Source organism: Massilia sp. Dwa41.01b (assembly GCF_014171775.1).
In the GTDB taxonomy this organism is placed as follows: domain Bacteria; phylum Pseudomonadota; class Gammaproteobacteria; order Burkholderiales; family Burkholderiaceae_D; genus Telluria.
On sequence record NZ_CP050454.1, the window covers coordinates 566,328 to 582,720 of the forward strand.

At 65.6% G+C, this 16,393-nt stretch carries 13 protein-coding genes and 2 pseudogenes; 12 read left to right on the top strand and 3 right to left on the bottom strand.

Features of this window, described 5'->3' with window-relative positions:
- Positions 1-45: 45 nt before the first annotated feature.
- On the top strand, positions 46-492 hold the full coding sequence (locus tag G4G28_RS02550) for an RcnB family protein (RefSeq protein ID WP_182990732.1): 447 nt from the start codon (positions 46-48) through the stop codon (positions 490-492).
- Between the two features lie 73 nt (positions 493-565).
- On the opposite strand, the pseudogene lysA reads toward G4G28_RS02550, so the two are convergent.
- Positions 566-1,844: pseudogene (gene lysA, locus G4G28_RS02555) on the bottom strand (diaminopimelate decarboxylase).
- Positions 1,845-1,849: 5 nt separating this feature from the next.
- Entirely contained in the window at positions 1,850-2,044 is a 195-nt protein-coding gene (locus G4G28_RS02560) for a lipoprotein (RefSeq protein ID WP_229507860.1), read from the bottom strand.
- 39 nt (positions 2,045-2,083) lie between these two features.
- On the opposite strand from G4G28_RS02560, the gene cyaY reads away from it, so the two are divergent.
- Positions 2,084-2,413, top strand: a complete 330-nt coding sequence (cyaY, locus tag G4G28_RS02565) for an iron donor protein CyaY (protein WP_182990733.1) — start codon at positions 2,084-2,086, stop codon at positions 2,411-2,413.
- 267 nt (positions 2,414-2,680) lie between these two features.
- Here cyaY and G4G28_RS02570 read toward each other — a convergent pair whose 3' ends face one another.
- The gene (locus tag G4G28_RS02570; RefSeq protein WP_182990734.1) at positions 2,681-5,020 is read right to left on the bottom strand and encodes a penicillin-binding protein 1A; all 2,340 of its coding nucleotides are present in this window, start codon (positions 5,018-5,020) and stop codon (positions 2,681-2,683) included.
- 414 nt (positions 5,021-5,434) lie between these two features.
- Between G4G28_RS02570 and G4G28_RS02575 the strand changes: the two genes are divergently transcribed.
- From G4G28_RS02575 to G4G28_RS02620, 10 genes and pseudogenes are all read left to right on the top strand, one after another.
- Positions 5,435-6,499: a pilus assembly protein PilM gene (locus G4G28_RS02575; RefSeq protein WP_182990735.1), complete on the top strand. Its 1,065-nt coding sequence runs from the start codon at positions 5,435-5,437 to the stop codon at positions 6,497-6,499.
- A complete protein-coding gene (locus tag G4G28_RS02580; RefSeq protein WP_182990736.1) occupies positions 6,499-7,128 on the top strand; it encodes a PilN domain-containing protein in 630 nt (209 codons plus the stop codon). Before G4G28_RS02575 ends, G4G28_RS02580 begins: the two co-directional genes overlap by 1 nt.
- Positions 7,129-7,255: 127 nt before the next feature.
- Entirely contained in the window at positions 7,256-7,816 is a 561-nt protein-coding gene (locus G4G28_RS02585) for a type 4a pilus biogenesis protein PilO (protein ID WP_374011276.1), read from the top strand.
- Entirely contained in the window at positions 7,813-8,352 is a 540-nt protein-coding gene (locus G4G28_RS02590; protein WP_182990737.1) for a pilus assembly protein PilP, read from the top strand. Before G4G28_RS02585 ends, G4G28_RS02590 begins: the two co-directional genes overlap by 4 nt.
- Positions 8,349-10,496, top strand: coding sequence for a type IV pilus secretin PilQ (gene pilQ, locus G4G28_RS02595; RefSeq protein ID WP_182990738.1), 2,148 nt, complete (start codon positions 8,349-8,351; stop codon positions 10,494-10,496). Before G4G28_RS02590 ends, pilQ begins: the two co-directional genes overlap by 4 nt.
- A gap of 190 nt (positions 10,497-10,686) precedes the next feature.
- Positions 10,687-10,974 (top strand): hypothetical protein, encoded by a 288-nt coding sequence (locus tag G4G28_RS02600; protein WP_183107994.1) that lies wholly within the window; start codon positions 10,687-10,689, stop codon positions 10,972-10,974.
- Between the two features lie 14 nt (positions 10,975-10,988).
- Positions 10,989-12,713, top strand: a complete 1,725-nt coding sequence (locus G4G28_RS02605) for an Ig-like domain-containing protein (RefSeq protein ID WP_183107995.1) — start codon at positions 10,989-10,991, stop codon at positions 12,711-12,713.
- A gap of 34 nt (positions 12,714-12,747) precedes the next feature.
- Positions 12,748-14,359: pseudogene (gene aroKB / locus G4G28_RS02610) on the top strand (bifunctional shikimate kinase/3-dehydroquinate synthase AroKB).
- Positions 14,360-14,369: 10 nt separating this feature from the next.
- A complete protein-coding gene (locus G4G28_RS02615) occupies positions 14,370-15,509 on the top strand; it encodes a deoxyguanosinetriphosphate triphosphohydrolase (RefSeq protein WP_183107996.1) in 1,140 nt (379 codons plus the stop codon).
- Between the two features lie 3 nt (positions 15,510-15,512).
- On the top strand, positions 15,513-16,289 hold the full coding sequence (locus G4G28_RS02620) for a hypothetical protein (RefSeq protein WP_182990742.1): 777 nt from the start codon (positions 15,513-15,515) through the stop codon (positions 16,287-16,289).
- Positions 16,290-16,393 lie beyond the last annotated feature (104 nt).

Genomic DNA, 16,393 nt, shown 5'->3' on the forward strand with positions numbered 1-16,393 from the left:
ATGGCTTCACTGACGCAGTCCAGCGTACATCGAAAGGAACGACAAATGAAAACCAAACTGATCGCATCCGCACTGATCGCCTTGAGCATGGCTGCCAGCGGCAGCGCGTTTGCCCAGCGCGGTGACTATGGCAATGATCGTTACGACCACGACCGCAACGGCCGGACCGAGCAAAGGCATGACAACCGCTACGACCGCCATGACAACAGCTATAACCGTCACGATGACCGTTATGACCGCCATGACGGCCGCCGCGACAACGACGCGCGCCGCTATGATCGCGACGACTACCGTGGCGGTTCCCGCCATGACTTCCGCCGCGGCGAGCGCCTGAGCCAGGAATACCGCAGCGACCGCTACGTCGTCAGCGACTGGCGCGCCCGCCGCCTCAGCGCGCCGCCTTATGGCCACCATTGGGTCCGCGCCGGTAACGACTACGTGCTGGCCGCGATCGCCACCGGGATCATTGCCCAGGTCCTGCTGAACAATTAAGCGGGTTCGAAGAACAAAAAAGCCGCGTCCCTGAAGAAGGGCGCGGCTTTTTTTCGTCCAGACGGGAGGCGTCCTATTTCAGCGTCGTCTCGCGTGCGAACAGCTCCGCCGGATTTTCACGCTGGCGAATCACGTGGACCTGGTCGCCATCGACCATGATCTCGGCCGGACGGCCGCGCGTGTTGTAGTTCGATGCCATCGTCATGCCATAGGCACCGGCGCTCATCATCGCCAGCAGGTCGCCCGGCTGCACCGCCAGTTCGCGCTCGCGCGCCAGCCAGTCGCCCGACTCGCACACGGGGCCGACGATGTCATAGACGGCCGTTTCGCCCGCGCGTGCGGTGACCGGCTTCATGTCCATCCAGGCGCCATACAGGGTCGGGCGCATCATGTCGTTCATGGCGGCGTCGATGATGCAGAAGTTCTTTTCCACGCCCGGCTTGATGAATTCGACGCGGGTCAGCAGCACGCCGGTGTTGGCGACGATCGAACGGCCCGGCTCGAAGATGACCTTGATCGGGCGGCCTGCATGGCGTTCGGCGCGCCAGGCGTCGATGCGGGCGAACAGGCGCGCGAGATAGTCGCCCACCGGCACCGGCGGCTTGTCGCCAGCCGCGCCGTAGTCGACGCCGATGCCGCCGCCGATGTCGAGGTGGTGCAAGTGGATGCCTTCGCCATCGAGCGTATCGATCAGCTCGATCAGCTTGTCCAGCGCTTCGAGCAGGGGCGCATCGTCGAGCAGCTGCGAGCCGATGTGGCAGTCGATGCCGACCACGTCGAGGTGGGGCAGGCTGGCGGCTGTGCGGTAGGTGGCCAGCGCATCGTCGAAGGCCACGCCGAACTTGTTCGCCTTCAGGCCGGTGGCGATGTAGGGGTGGGTCTTGGCATCGACGTTCGGGTTCACGCGCAGCGACACGCGCGCGCGCTTGCCCATGCTGCCGGCCACTTCGTCGAGGCGGTGCAGTTCGGGAATCGATTCGACGTTGAAGCACAGGATGTCGTGTTCGAGGGCCAGCTGCATTTCGGGCACCGTCTTGCCGACGCCAGAGAAGATCACTTTCTGCGGGTCGCCGCCGACGGCCAGCACGCGCTGCAGTTCGCCGCCCGAGACGATGTCGAAGCCGGCGCCTGCGCGCGCCAGCAGGTCGAGGATCGCCAGGTTCGAATTCGCCTTCATCGCATAGCAGACCAGGGCGTCGCGGCCGGCGCAGGCATCGGCGTAGGCCGCGAAGTTCCGCAGCAGCGCCGACTTCGCGTAGACATAGGTCGGCGTGCCGAACGCATCGGCAATGGCGGACAAGGGGAGTGCGTTCGGCGTGCAGGACGCCGTCTTGGTACGAGAAATGCGACATGGATCTTATTGGGTCGAGGCGGGGACGGGATTCGGCGTGACAGGCTTGGCGGGCGCCGGTGCCGGGGTCTGCGCCGCAGGCGGCGTCGGCGCACCGGCGCGGGCAGGCGGCTTCGGCATGTACAGCGGGCCGGTCTGGCCGCAGCCTGCGAGAACGAGGGCGAGCGCGGAGGCGAAGGAAAGCGCGATGGGTGACTTCACGATTAGAATCACGGTTTGATTAAGACCTTGGAGTGTAGCATGACCGATTCCGAATTTTTGGCGCTGGCCAAAGAGACGCTGGACCGTATCGAAACCTGTTTCGACAACCTGAACGACCAGGACGTCGTCGACGTCGAGTGCAAGCGCAACGGCAACGTGCTGGAGATCGAGTTCATCGACAACGGAACCAAGATCATCGTCAACAGCCAGGCGCCGCTGCAGGAAATGTGGATGGCGGCCCGCGCCGGCGGCTACCACTACAAGCGCGTCGGCGACGAGTGGCGCAACACGCGCGACAACACCGAGTTTTTTACGGCGCTGTCGGAAGTGGCCACGCAGCAGGGCGGGGCGCCGGTGAAGCTGGGGTAAACACCGCTGCCCGGAGACGAACCGGGTACGGTGCGCGTGCGGTAGGGTAGAAACGTAGGGTGGGCACTCCGTGCCCACGCGGTACCCGGCATGTCGAGACCTTGGACGAAGCGCGCTTCCTGGGCGCAGCGGTACCTTCCGAAAATATTTCGTGCCACTTGCGAACGCCATCCCGCGTGGGCTCAAGAGCCCACCCTACGGTGGCGTCAACCATGAAAGGATATTTCAACTAGGTGCCGCCAGTGAAATATCCTTTCACCCCACCCTTTAGAACAACTCATTCCTCACCGCGTCCTGCGCCTTCTGCTGCGCCGGCGGCGGCGTCGTGCCGACGTCGAGCGAGGTCACCCCGGTGCCTGGCGGGTTCTCGGTGTAGTAGTACTCGCCATTGGCCAGGATCAGCCCCGGCGGCGCCGGGCGTTCCTCGACCGGCATGCCCTTGAGCACGGTCTGCATGTAGCCGATCCAGATCGGCAGTGCCAGGCCGCCGCCGGTTTCCTTGTTGCCCAGGTTCTTGGGCTGGTCGTAGCCCATCCAGGCAATGCCCACCACCTTCGGCTGGTAGCCGGCGAACCAGGCGTCGATCGAGTCGTTGGTGGTGCCGGTCTTGCCGGCGATGTCAGGACGCTTGAGCACCTGCGAGGCCTTGGCCGCGGTGCCGTAGCGCGCCACGTCCTTGAGCATGCTGTCCATCAGCCAGGCGTTGCGTGCATCGATGACGCGGTTGGCGTCGACGCCGGCGCGTTCGGGCCGCGCTTCCGACAGCACCTTGCCCGAGCTGTCCGTCACCTTCGAGATCAGGTAGGGGCTGATGCGGTAGCCGCCGTTGGCGAATACGGCGTAGGCCCCCGCCATCTGCAGCGGCGTGGTCGCGCCCGCGCCCAGGGCCAGGGTGAGGTAGGGCGGGTTCTTCTCAGCGTCGAAGCCGAAGCGCGTCGCGTATTCCTGGCCGTAGCGCGCGCCGATGCGGTTCAGGATGCGGATCGAGACCATGTTTTTGGATTTGGTCAGGCCGCGGCGCATCGTCATCGGGCCTTCGTATTTCGCGTCGTAGTTCTTCGGTTCCCAGGCCTGGCCCCCGGTCTGGCCGGCGTCGAAGGAGATCGGCGCGTCGTTGACCAGGGTCGAGGGCGACAGGCCGCGCTCGAGCGAAGCGGAATAAATGAAGGGCTTGAACGAGGAACCCGGCTGGCGCCAGGCCTGGGTCACGTGGTTGAATTTATTCCGGTTGTAGTCGAAGCCGCCGACCAGCGCGCGGATCGCGCCATCCTCGGTATTGGCCGACACGAAGGCCGATTCCACTTCCGGCATCTGCGTGATCTTCCAGGCGGCGCCGCCTTCCTGGGTGACGCGGATCAGGGCGCCGCGGCGGATGCGGCGGTTCGGCGCCGCCTTGCTCGACAACCAGTTTGATGCGAACGACAGGCCCGGGCCGCTGATCTTGATCTCTTCGCCCGAGGCCAGCACCGCCGTCACGGCGGTCGGCGAGGCCGACAGCACGACGGCGGCCACGATGTCGTCGCTGTCGGGCTTTTCGGCCAGTTCCGCTTCGATGGCCTCGTCGGCTTCGGTCTTGTCCTTCGGGATGTCGATATACGACTCCGGGCCGCGGTAGGGGTGGCGCCGCTCGTAGTCCATCACGCCGCGGCGCACCGCGAGGTAGGCCGCGTCCTGGTCCGCCTTGGTGATCGTGGTGAACACGTTCAGGCCGCGCGTGTAGGTGTCTTCCTTGAACTGTTCATACACCAGCTGGCGCGCCATCTCGGCCACGTATTCCGCGTGCACGCCAAAGGCGGTGCTGTCGGACTTGATCTTCAGTTCCTCGTTCTTCGCGGTCTCGAACTGCGCGTCGGTGATGTAGCCGAGCGAATGCATGCGCTGCAGGATGTACTGCTGGCGGGTGCGGGCGCGCGTCGGGTTGACCACCGGGTTGTAGGCCGACGGCGCTTTCGGCAGGCCGGCCAGCATGGCCGCTTCGGCCACCGTGATGTCTCGTAAATCCTTGCCGAAATAGATCTGGGCGGCCGACTGGAAGCCGAAGGCGCGCTGGCCCAGGTAGATCTGGTTCATGTAGACCTCGAGGATCTGGTCCTTGCTCAGGTTCTTCTCGATCTTCCAGGCCAGCAGCGCCTCATACGCCTTGCGTTTCAGGGTCTGTTCGGACGAGAGGAAGAAGTTGCGCGCCACCTGCTGGGTGATGGTGGAAGCGCCCTGGCGCGAGCCGCCAGTGGCGTTGTGCAGGGCCGCGCGCAGCACGCCCCAGTAATCGACGCCGCCGTGCTGGTAGAAGCGGTCGTCCTCGATCGACAGCACCGCTTTCTTCATGACGTCGGGGATGTCCTTGAAGCGCACCAGGGTCCTGCGTTCCTCGCCGAACTCGCCGATGAGGACGTTATCGGCCGTGAAGATCCGCAGCGGCATCTTGGGGCGGTAGTCGGTGATGGTGTCGAGCGCCGGCAGGTTCGGGTAGGCCATCGCCAGTGCGAACACGACCAGCAGCACGCCGACCAGGGCCAGGCCGGCCAGCGCGGCCAGCGCCATCAGGATGAGCCGTTTCGGGCTGTATTTGTTCGGGGCCGGAGAATTCGATGATTGGGAAGATTTCATGCTGGGGTTCACAGTGTTGAGCCGCCTCATTATAAGGCACGCCTTGGAGCGCCTGACAAAACCGTCATCGCTGCGTTGCAGCTCCTTGCCGTACAGTCGTACTGTCTTCGTCGCTGCGCCTTGCGCTGACAGTTTTGTCAGGCGCTCTTCCGCCGCGGCGCGGACTCATCCGTGCGCATTTTGTGGTGCGGATGACAACGGGTATGTACAAGCGCATATCAGAATGTCGTATGGGCGCCGGATTGTAATGTTCCAAGATAGAAATATCTTGTCGCGGCGCATTATTGTCGATAGCATTTAAAGCGGTGCCTCATATATGTGCACTAAGTAAGCGCTTTTTAAAAGACATTCCCCCACGCGGGCGTTGAAAAAAATAAGTCTGCCAGGGGCAGACAGCAGCTGAGGAGTACGCTCGTGATCAATCTAGCTTCCTTGTTCGGGAAGTCGAGTCCGCCGCTGGCGGGCCTCGACATCAGCACGTCGGGCCTGCGCCTGGTCGAGCTGGCGGACGCCGGCAAGGGTGTGCTGCGCGTCGAGCGCCATGCGTTCGAGGCGCTGCCGCGCGGCGCTGTCGTCGACGGCAACATCGAAAATTTCGACCAGGTGGCCGAGGCCGTGCGCCGCATCTGGAAGAAAAGCGGCACCCGTGCCCGTAACGTCGCGCTGGGCATGCCGCCCGCTGCCGTCATTACCAAGAAAATCATCCTGCCCGCCGGCATGGCCGAAGACCAGCTGGAGATCCAGGTCGAGTCCGAAGCCAGCCAGTACATTCCATTCGCCCTGGACGAGGTGAGCCTGGACTTCGACGTCGTCGGACCGGCCCCGAATTCGCCCGAGGACATGGAAGTGATGCTGGCCGCCGCGCGCCGCGAAAAGGTCGAGGACCGCGTCGCGATCGCCGAGGCCGCCGGCCTGACGGCCACCGTGATGGACATCGAATCCTACGCCGCGCGTGCCGCCCTCGAGCGCGCGACGCCGGGCGGCAAGGAAAAGATCGTCGCCCTGTTCCAGATCGGCGCGACCATGACCCATGTGTCGATGCTGCAGGATGGCGACACCGTCTACGAAAAAGAGCAGCCTTTCGGCGGCAATACGCTGACCCAGGACATCGTCCGTTCGTACGGCATGAGCTACGAGGACGCCGAGGCGCGCAAGAAGTCGGGCGACCTGCCGGAAAACTTCCATGCCGACCTGCTCACGCCTTTCCTGGAGACGGCCGCGCTGGAAGTGACGCGCGCGATCCAGTTCTTCTTCACGTCGACTCCCTACACGCGCATCGACCAGATCTGGCTCGCCGGCGGCAGCGCCCAGTTGCCCGGCCTCGTCGAACTGATCAGCGGACGCACGCGCATCCCGACTGCCATCGTGACGCCGTTCGAAGGCATGCTGCTGGCACCCGGACTGCGCGAGCAACAGCTGCGCAGCGAGGGGCCTGCCTATCTGGTCGCCTGCGGGCTGGCCCTGCGGAGGTTTGGCTGATGATCCGGATTAACCTGCTCCCGCACCGGGAAGCGAAACGCAAACAGAAGCAGGCGGCCTTCGTCGCCATGCTGGTACTCGGCGGCCTGCTCGGCGCCGCGGTGGTCCTGCTGGTCGGCGGCTGGAATGCCGGCCGCATCGCCATCCAGGAACAGCGCAATGCCGTGCTGCGCCAGGAAAACGCTGCCCTCGACAAGAAGATCAAGGACATCGCCAACCTGAAGGAAGAGATCGAGGCCCTCAAGGCCCGCCAGCAGGCGGTCGAGGACCTGCAGGGCGACCGCAACCAGCCGGTCTACCTGTTCGACGAACTGGTGCGCCAGACGCCGGAAGGCGTGTACCTGAAGGAATTCACCCAGGATGGCCAGCGCGTGGCGATCACCGGCTATGCCCAGTCGCAGGAACGCGTGGCCGAACTGCTGCGCAACCTGTCGGGCAATTCGCCCTGGCTCGAGCGTCCCGAACTGAACGAGGTGAAGGCGGCCACGCTGACCCAGAACAAGATCGCCCGCAAGGCCGTCGAGTTCAAGCTGGCGGTGGCCGTCAAGCGCGCCCGCGAGGCCGAGGACGCGGAAAGCCCGCCGGGTAGCAAGAAATCCGGCGCCGCCACGGAAGGAAGCAAACCATGAACATCGACCTGAACCAGGCTTTTGCCGACCTGTCGGCGCAATTCCGGGCCTGCAGGGGCGCCAGCCCGGCCAGTGGCCGCTGGCGCCGCGCCTGCTGTGCGCCGCCGGCGTGCTGGCAGGGGCGGTCGTGGTTGGCTACTTCGCGTACTGGAGCGGCCAGTTCGAGGACCAGGAAAGGCTGGCCACCCAGGAAGCGACCCTGCGCGAGGAATACCGCAGCAAGATCACCCAGGCCGTCAACCTCGAAGCCCTGCAAGCCCAGAAGCTGCAGGTCGACCAGTCGGTCGAGCGCCTCGAGAAGCAGTTGCCGAGCAAGGCCGAGATGGCCGCGCTGCTGTCGGACATCAACCAGGCCGGCGTCGGCCGCGGCCTGCAGTTCGAACTGTTCCGCCCCGACCAGGTCGTCGTGCGCGATTACTACGCCGAGCTGCCGATCGCGATCAAGCTCACCGGCAGCTACCACGACCTCGGTGCCTTCGCCGCCGACATGGCCCACCTGCCGCGCATCGTCACCCTCAACAACATGAAGGTGAAGACCGAGAAGGACATCCTGACCCTGGAAGCGACCGCCAAGACCTTCCGCTACCTCGACGCCGAGGAACTGGCTTCGCAGAAGGCCGCGCGCCTGAAGGCGAAGAAGGACAAGAAGGACAAGAAGGGCACGAAAGACGCGGGGAGCGCCTCATGAAGAAGATGAACGGAGCGCTGCTGGCGCTGTCCGGCCTGCTGCTGGCCGGGTGCGGCGACAGCGACGTGCGCGAAGTGCGCAGCTGGATGGAAGAAACCAAGGCGCAGACCAAGCCGGCCGTCAAGCCGCTGCCGGCGTCGAAGGAATTTGTTCCCTACGCCTACAACCAGGCCGGGACGGTCGACCCCTTCAATCCCGCCAAGCTGGCCGGGCCGGGCGGAGTCGGCCAGGAAAAGCACGATCCGCTGCAGCCGGACCTGAACCGGCCGCGCGAAGTGCTGGAGAACTACCCGCTCGACACCATGCGCATGGTCGGCATGATGGAGAAGGGCGGGGTTTCATTTGCCCTGGTGCAGATCGAGCGCAGCGTGTATCGCGTACGCGCCGGCCAGCGCCTGGGCCAGAACTTCGGCCAGGTCACCCGCGTGACGCCGGTGGCGGTCGAGATCAGGGAAATGGTACAGGACGCCGCCGGCGATTGGGTCGAACGGATATCGAAGCTGGAGCTGCAGGAAAGTAAGGAGTCGGGTAAATGACCGTATTTGGAATCAAAGGCGCGCGCCTTGTGCTGCTGCCGCTGCTGCTGGCGCTGGGCGCCGGTGCGCGTGCGCAGGAAAACGCGATCGAGGCGATCACGGCCAACCAGCAGGGTAGCAACGTGGTGGTCAACATCGCCATGAAGAATCCACCAGCGAAGCTGCCGCTCGGCTTTGCGATCACCAACCCGGCGCGCATCGCGCTCGATTTCGGCGCCACCAGCAATGCCACCGGCTCCAGCTCGAAGGAGATCAACCTCGGCGAAGTGCGCGGCGTGAACGTGGTGCAGGCCGGTGAACGCACGCGCCTGGTGATGAACCTGAAGCGTCCGACGGGCTACAAGACCGCCATCGAGGGCAAGTCGGTCGTCGTGACGGTCGAGGGCGCCAGCGGTGGACCGGCCGTGCCGGCGCAGGCCGTCGCAAGCAACCGCGCCGCGGTCGGACTGCCGTCATCCAACCTGCGCAACCTCGACTTCCGCCGCGGCGGCCAGGGCGAAGGCCGTGTCGTCGTCGACCTGCCGCACAACCAGGTCGCGGTCGACGTGCGCCAGCTCGGCAACCGGGTCCAGGTCGACTTCATGAATACCGGCCTGCCGGAAACGCTGCGCCGCCGCCTCGACGTGACCGACTTCGGCACGCCGGTGACCCGCGTGACGACCAGCAGCCAGGGCGCCAACACGCGCATGATCATCGAAGCGCAAGGCCTGTGGGAACAGTCGGTCTACCAGAGCGATACCCAGCTGGTGGTGGCCGTGCGTCCGGTCAAGGAAGACCCGAACAAGCTGTCCACGGGCCCGCAGGGCTACCGCGGCGAGAAGATCAGCTTCGACTTCCAGAACATTGAAGTGCGCGCCGCGCTGCAGGCGGTGGCCGACATCTCGGGCCTGAACATCATCGCCAGCGATTCCGTCGCCGGCAACCTGACCCTGCGCCTGAAGGACGTGCCCTGGGACCAGGCGCTCGACGTCATCCTGCAGTCGAAGGGCCTGGACATGCGCAAGAACGGCACCGTGCTGTGGATCGCGCCGAAGGACGAACTGCTGACCAAGGAAAAGCTGGAACTGGAGCAGCGCGCGCAGATCTCCGACCTCGAGCCGCTGAAAACCGAAATCTTCCAGCTGAACTACCAGAAGGCGGAAGCCTTCCGTACCGTGTTCGGCCTGGATGCGAATGGCGGCGCCACCGGCAGTGACCGCAACCGCGTGCTGTCCAAGCGCGGCAGCGCCATCATCGATCCGCGCACCAACCAGCTGTTCGTGACCGACATCGTCTCGAAGATCGAGGACATCCGCCTGCTGATCCAGAAGACCGACGTCGCCTCCAGGCAGGTGCTGATCGAAGCGCGCCTGGTCGAAGCGAACGACGGCTTCTCGCGTAACCTGGGCGCCAAGATCGGCTTCAACGACATGCGCGCCCTGCGCGGCGGCGACCAGGGCTTCGGCATCGGCGGCAACAACCGCGTCGCGATCGGCGGCAACCTGGTCGGCATTGGCCAGGACACGCTGCAGACCCCGGACAAGGGCGACGCCTACACCAATACCACGATGGTGAACCTGCCCGCCGCGGCGATCAACGGCCTGTCGCCGACGAGCATCGCGTTCTCGCTGTTCTCCTCGGCCGACAACCGCTTCCTGAACCTGGAACTGTCGGCGCTGGAAGCCGACGGCAAGGGCAAGATCATCTCCAGCCCGCGCGTGATCACCGAAGACAAGATGGTGGCCGTGATCGAGCAGGGTATCGAACTGCCGTACCAGGTGGCCTCCTCGAGCGGCGCGACCTCGATCCAGTTCAAGAAAGCCAACCTGCGCCTGGAAGTGACGCCGCAGATCACCCCGGACGGCAACGTCGTGCTGGAAGTGGACGTCAACAAGGACTCGAAGGGTGAAGAAACGCGCGCCGGCCCGGCGATCAACACCCAGCACGTGAAGACGAAGGTGATGGTCGAAAACGGCGGCACCGTGGTGCTCGGCGGTATCTACCAGCAGGCCGAGCGCAACAGCGAATCGAAGGTGCCGCTGCTGGGCGACATCCCGGTGGTGGGCTACCTCTTCAAGACCCAGGCGCGCGAAAACACGAAGACCGAGCTGCTCATCTTCATCACGCCGAAGATCGCTGCCGACCGCGCGACGACGAGCCGCTGAGCGGTCACGCCAGCGAGGCTCCTCCAGACCAGACCATGCCGGCGCGTCCTGTCGACGTGCCGGCATTTTTTTAGCCGACAAAGAATAGGAACAACCATGTTGCAGTCATCCACCCGCATCTCTTCCGCCTCACGCGTGGCGGTCCTGACCCTGATCGCCGCCGCAGTGCTGAGCGCCTGCGGCGGCGGCGGTGGCGATCCTGGCGCCGTGCCGCCGAAGTCGGGCGTCACCCCCGACCAATCCCGGCACGGGCACGGGCACCACCCCCACCACGCCTGTCGTCAGCGAGACCAAGGTCGCGGTGACGATGGTCGACGGTTCCGGCAATCCCATCAGCAGCCTGGCCGGTGGCCAGAGCGCCACCCTGCGTGCGACCGTCGTGTCGCCGAGCGGCCAGCCTGCGGCCAATACCATCGTCGAATTCGCCACGGCTTCGTCCAACATGGTGGTCTTCACCCCTGGAACCGGCTCGACCTGACCGACTCGAAGGGCGTGGCCACGGTCAGCGTGAAGCCTGCCAGCTACAACACAGCGGGCGCGGTCGGCATCAGCGCCACCGCGGTCGTGGAAGGCAAGACCGGTACCAACGGCGTGAACATCGCCATCGGCGCGGCGCCGCTGACGCTGGGCACGATGTCCTTCTCGCCGGCGCCGACCGGCCCGCTGCCGGCTTTTAACGCCGTGGCGCTGAAGATTCCCGTCACCAGCAATGGCCAGCCTGCCGATACCGCGGCGGGCCTGGTCCTGAACTCGCAATGCGTGACCGACGGCACCGCCACCCTGGTACAGGGCGCGATCAGCGACGGCGTGCAGCTGGCGACCTACACCAACAACGGCTGCGTGCGCGGCCGCGATACCATTACCGCCACGATGGGCAGCTCGAGCCAGACCATCGGCATCGATGTCGGTGCCGCCAACATCGGCGCCATCCAGTTCTCGGGTTCCAGCCTGGCCGGCACCTCGATCGTGCTCAAGGGCTCGGGCGGCGAAGGCCGCTCGGAATCGGCCCAGCTGAACTTCCGCGTGGTCGACCAGCAGGGCAATGGCCTGGCCGGCGTCGACGTCGACTTCAGCGCCACCACGAATACCGGCGGCCTGACGGTCACCCCGCTGCGCGCCACCACCGACGCAACCGGCAACGTCACCGCCACCGTTTCGTCGGGCACCATTCCGACGCCGGTGCGCGTGATCGCCAGCGCCCGCCGCAACGGCGTGAACATCACCGGCCTGTCGGACGCGCTGACCGTGTCGACCGGCCTGCCGATCCAGAAATCGCTGTCGATGAGTGTGGCCCGCTACAACATCGAAGGCGACAGCTACGACAACGAAAGGACCTCGGTCACCGTCATGCTGGCCGACCAGTATGGCAACCCGGTCTCCGACAACACCGCCGTCAACTTCGTGACCGAAGGCGGCGCCGTCGGCAGCTCGGCGCGCGGCGCCTGCACCACGGTCGACGGCGCCTGCTCGGTCGACCTGCGCAGCCAGAACTTCCGCCCGGCCAACGGCCGCGTCACCGTGCTGGCCTACGTCCAGGGCGTGGAGACTTTCACCGACACCAACGGCGACGGCCAGTACAGCTGCACCAACTGGACCGCGGGCGACGCCAGCAACCCGGTTGCCTACCGTCCGCTGGTGGACACCTGTCTCTCCGGCGGCGAGCCCTTCGTCGACCAGGGCGACGCCTTCCTCGACACCAACTTCGATCGCAGCTACGACGGCAGCGCCGGCGACCTGCCGTTCCCCTTTGGCCATCCGAGCTATTCGGCTACCGGTAACGGCAAGTGGGGCATGAACTACATCTACGGTACGGCGGAAGTGGTGTTCAGCGGTTCCTACGCCGATGCGACGCGCCAGGTCTGCTCGGGCAACAGCTGCCGTGACTGGACCCTCAGCGATGGCAACAATCCATCGGCGATCACTCTGCCAGGCACCGCCGGCACCTGCGGCGATGGACTGCTCGCCGTGCGCCTGGCCGACAGGAACAACAACCCGATGCCGTACGGGACGACCTTGTCGGCCATCCCGGGCAGCAACGTCACCGTGTCGCTGATTTCGCCGGACAATGTTGCCTCGACTAATGGGGCCGGCGGTACCTATCACTTCCTGTCCATCAAGCCGAACAAAGCCGACGCCGCCTGCGCCGCCGGCTCGTTTACGCTCCAGGTCAAGACGCCAAAGGGTAATATTAGCCAGTTCCCGTACACGACTAACTAATGTGAAATCCGAAAATGTGTTTCTTGTCGGACTGATGGGGTCCGGCAAGACCACCATCGGCCGGCTGCTGGCGCGCCGGCTGGGCAAGCGCTTCATCGATTCCGACCATGCTATCGAGGCGCGTACCGGCGCCACGATCCCCTGGATCTTCGAAATCGAAGGGGAGGCAAGCTTCCGCCGGCGTGAAGCGGACATGATCCGCGAACTGACCGGCCAGCACGGCATCGTGCTGGCCACCGGTGGCGGCGCCGTGCTCGACGCCGCCAGCCGTGCCTATCTCGCCGAACGCGGCACCGTCATCTACCTGCGTGCCGGCATCGGCAGCATCCTGCAACGCACTTCCCACGACAAGAACCGCCCGCTGCTGCAGACGGCCGACCCGAGGAGAAAACTCGAGGAGCTGCTGGCCCAGCGCGAGCCGCTCTACCGCGAGGTCGCCGACCTCGTCATCGATACCGGCCGACCTAACGTACAATCCATGGTTCAGACCATATTGGACCAGCTGGACGCGCTCGAAGGCGGGCGTGCCCGGCGCGCAAGGGCGGCATCGATGAACGGACAAGCACACATCAACCTCAACGTCGACCTGGGCGAGCGCAGCTACCCGATCGCGATCGGCCCCGGCGTCATCCAGGAGGGCGCGGCCCTGCTGCGCCATGTCGGCGGCGGCAAGGCGGCCATCGTCACCAACACCACGGTGGCGCCGCTCTATCTCGAGCAGGTGGCAGCGCCCCTGCGCGCCGCCGGCAAGGAGGTGGTCGAGATCGTGCTGCCCGACGGCGAGGAGCATAAACACTGGGGCTCGCTGATGCAGGTGTTCGATGCGCTGCTGGCCCACAAATGCGACCGCAAGACGACGCTGGTCGCCCGGGCGGCGGCGTGATCGGCGACCTGACCGGCTTTGCCGCCGCCAGCTACATGCGCGGCGTGCCCTTCATCCAGATTCCGACGACGCTGCTGGCCCAGGGTCGACTCCTCGGTCGGCGGCAAGACCGGCATCAACCACCCGCTCGGCAAGAACATGATCGGCGCCTTCTACCAGCCGCGCGCCGTGCTGGTCGACACCGCGACGCTGGCGACGCTGCCCGCGCGCGAACTGTCCGCCGGCCTGGCTGAAGTGATCAAGCATGGCGCCATCCTCGACGCCGAGTTCTTCGACTGGATCGAGGCGAACATCGCGCGCCTGATGGCACGCGACCCGCAAGCGCTGTCACACGCGATCGCGCGCTCCTGCGAGATCAAGGCCGAGGTGGTGCGCAAGGACGAACGCGAAGGCGGCCTGCGCGCGGTGCTGAACTTCGGCCACACCTTCGGCCACGCCATCGAAGCGGGCCTGGGCTACGGCACCTGGCTGCATGGCGAAGCGGTCGGCTGCGGCATGGTGATGGCGGCCGACCTGTCGTGCCGGATGAAGCTGGTCGACGAGGCCACGGTGGCGCGTGTGCGCGCTGGTGGCGGCCGCGGGATTGCCGACGGTCGCCCCAAGCCTCGGCGCCGAGCGCTGGATCGAGCTGATGGAAGTGGACAAGAAAAACGAGGGTGGCGACATCAAGTTCATCCTCCTGAAACCCCTGGGCAGCCCGAGCATCGCGAGCGTGCCGCTTGATGCGCTGCGGGCGACATTGGCCGCCTGCACACAAGCATGAGGAGCCACGCATGATCGATTTCGACTGCAACCTGGCCCCGTATGCGGCCCATCCGGCGAAGTCGCGCGGACGCCGCTTTGCCGAGCCGGCGCCGGGCTCGCGCAGCGAGTTCCAGCGCGACCGCGACCGCATCATCCATTCGACGGCCTTTCGCCGGCTGGAATACAAGACGCAGGTGTTCCTGAACCACGAGGGCGACCTGTTTCGCACGCGCCTGACGCACTCGATCGAGGTGGCGCAGATCGGCCGCACGCTGGCGCGCAGCCTGCGCCTGAACGAAGACCTGGTGGAAGCCACCGCGCTCGCGCACGACCTCGGCCACACGCCTTTCGGCCACGTCGGCCAGGACGTGCTCAACGAATGCATGAAGGATTACGGCGGCTTCGAGCACAACCTGCAAAGCCTGCGCGTGGTCGACCAGCTGGAAGAACACTACGGCGCCTTCGACGGCCTCAATCTCACCTTCGAGACGCGCGAGGGCATTCTCAAGCACTGCTCGCTGAACAATGCGCGTGCCCTCGGTGAGCTCGGTCAGCGCTTCCTCGACAAGACGCAACCGAGCCTGGAAGCGCAGCTGACGAACCTGGCCGACGAAATCGCCTACAACAACCACGACATCGACGACGGCCTGCGTTCGGGCTTGCTCACGATGGCGCAGATGGAAGAGGTGGAACTGTTCGCGCGCCACCGCCATGCGGTGGAGGCCCAGTATCCGGGGCTGCCGGGCCGGCGCGCCCTGTACGAGACGATCCGCCTGATGATCACGGCGATGACGGCCGACCTGGTCGAGACCTCGGCCGCGCGCCTCCTCGAGGCTGCGCCGCAGAGCATCGACGACGTGCGCGCCAGTGCGCCTTTGATCCGCTTCTCGGACCAGATGCGCGCCGAGACCACAGCCCTGAAACGCTTCCTGTATGCGAATCTGTACCGCCATTTCCAGGTCAACCGCATGCGCGTGAAAGCAAGCCGCATCGTGCGCGAACTGTTCGACGCCTTCATGACGGACCCGGTGCTGCTGCCGCCGGACTACCAGGCGGCGGGTGGGGACACGCTCAAGCAGGCGCGCAAGATCGCCGACTACATCGCCGGCATGACCGACCGCTATGCCATCCGCGAACACAAGCGGATCTTTTCGCTCGACCATCTGTAGCGCGTGACGACAGGTAGCAATCGCGCCGCCCACGCGGCGCGCGCACTCGCTTACCTGGCCTGGGTGCAGCTGATCCTGTGCGTGCTGCCGATGACCTTCGCCTATGGTGTCACGGCCTTCGTCTTCGCCGTGCACCTCGTCGATGCGAATGCGCGCGCGCTGCGCGGGACCGTCGCGGCCGTCGTGCTGGGCGGCGCCGGCCTGGCGATCCTCGCCATGGTCGTGCGGCTGCTGCACTCGCTGTGGCAGGACGGGCGGCGCCATCTGGTGCGGCTGATCGTGATTGTGCTGTTACTGGCGCTGTCCCTGCCGCTGGGCGGGGCCATCCTTGCCCATGGCGAGGCCTTGCTGGCGATCCTGGCGCTTGCCGTGGGCATCTGGACCTGCCGGCAGGGCTACACCATCCGGCATGCGCTCCTCATGCTGGCGGTGCTGCTGTTGCTGCTGTTCGTACCGGCGACCCGGCTCGCGCCCCCGGGCATTGGATTGCTGGCGCTGTGGCTGCTGGTGCTGCGCCTGAAGGCCTATACGCTCGACCGCATCCCACCCCTGGTCTGGTTCGGACTGGCGCTGGGCATGTTCTTCACGGTCCGTGGCTTTAGCGCACGGATAGTGTTCGACGCCTGGGAGGCGGGCGCCTACCGGACCGCGCTGAACAAACTGTACTGGGGCGGCGGCGGTCCGCTGCTGTGCATGGCGACCGCGCTGCTGGCAATCAAGGCCGGGCGCCACGCGCTGGAAGCATCGATGGACGAGGACAGCGAACCGTTGCCGTCGTAGGGTGGGGTCCTGACCCCACGCGGTATAGCACGTTCGCGTGTCGAAACGCGGGCCAACACCGTTCAACCGGTGATCCGCGTGGAGTCAGGACTCCACCCTACAAG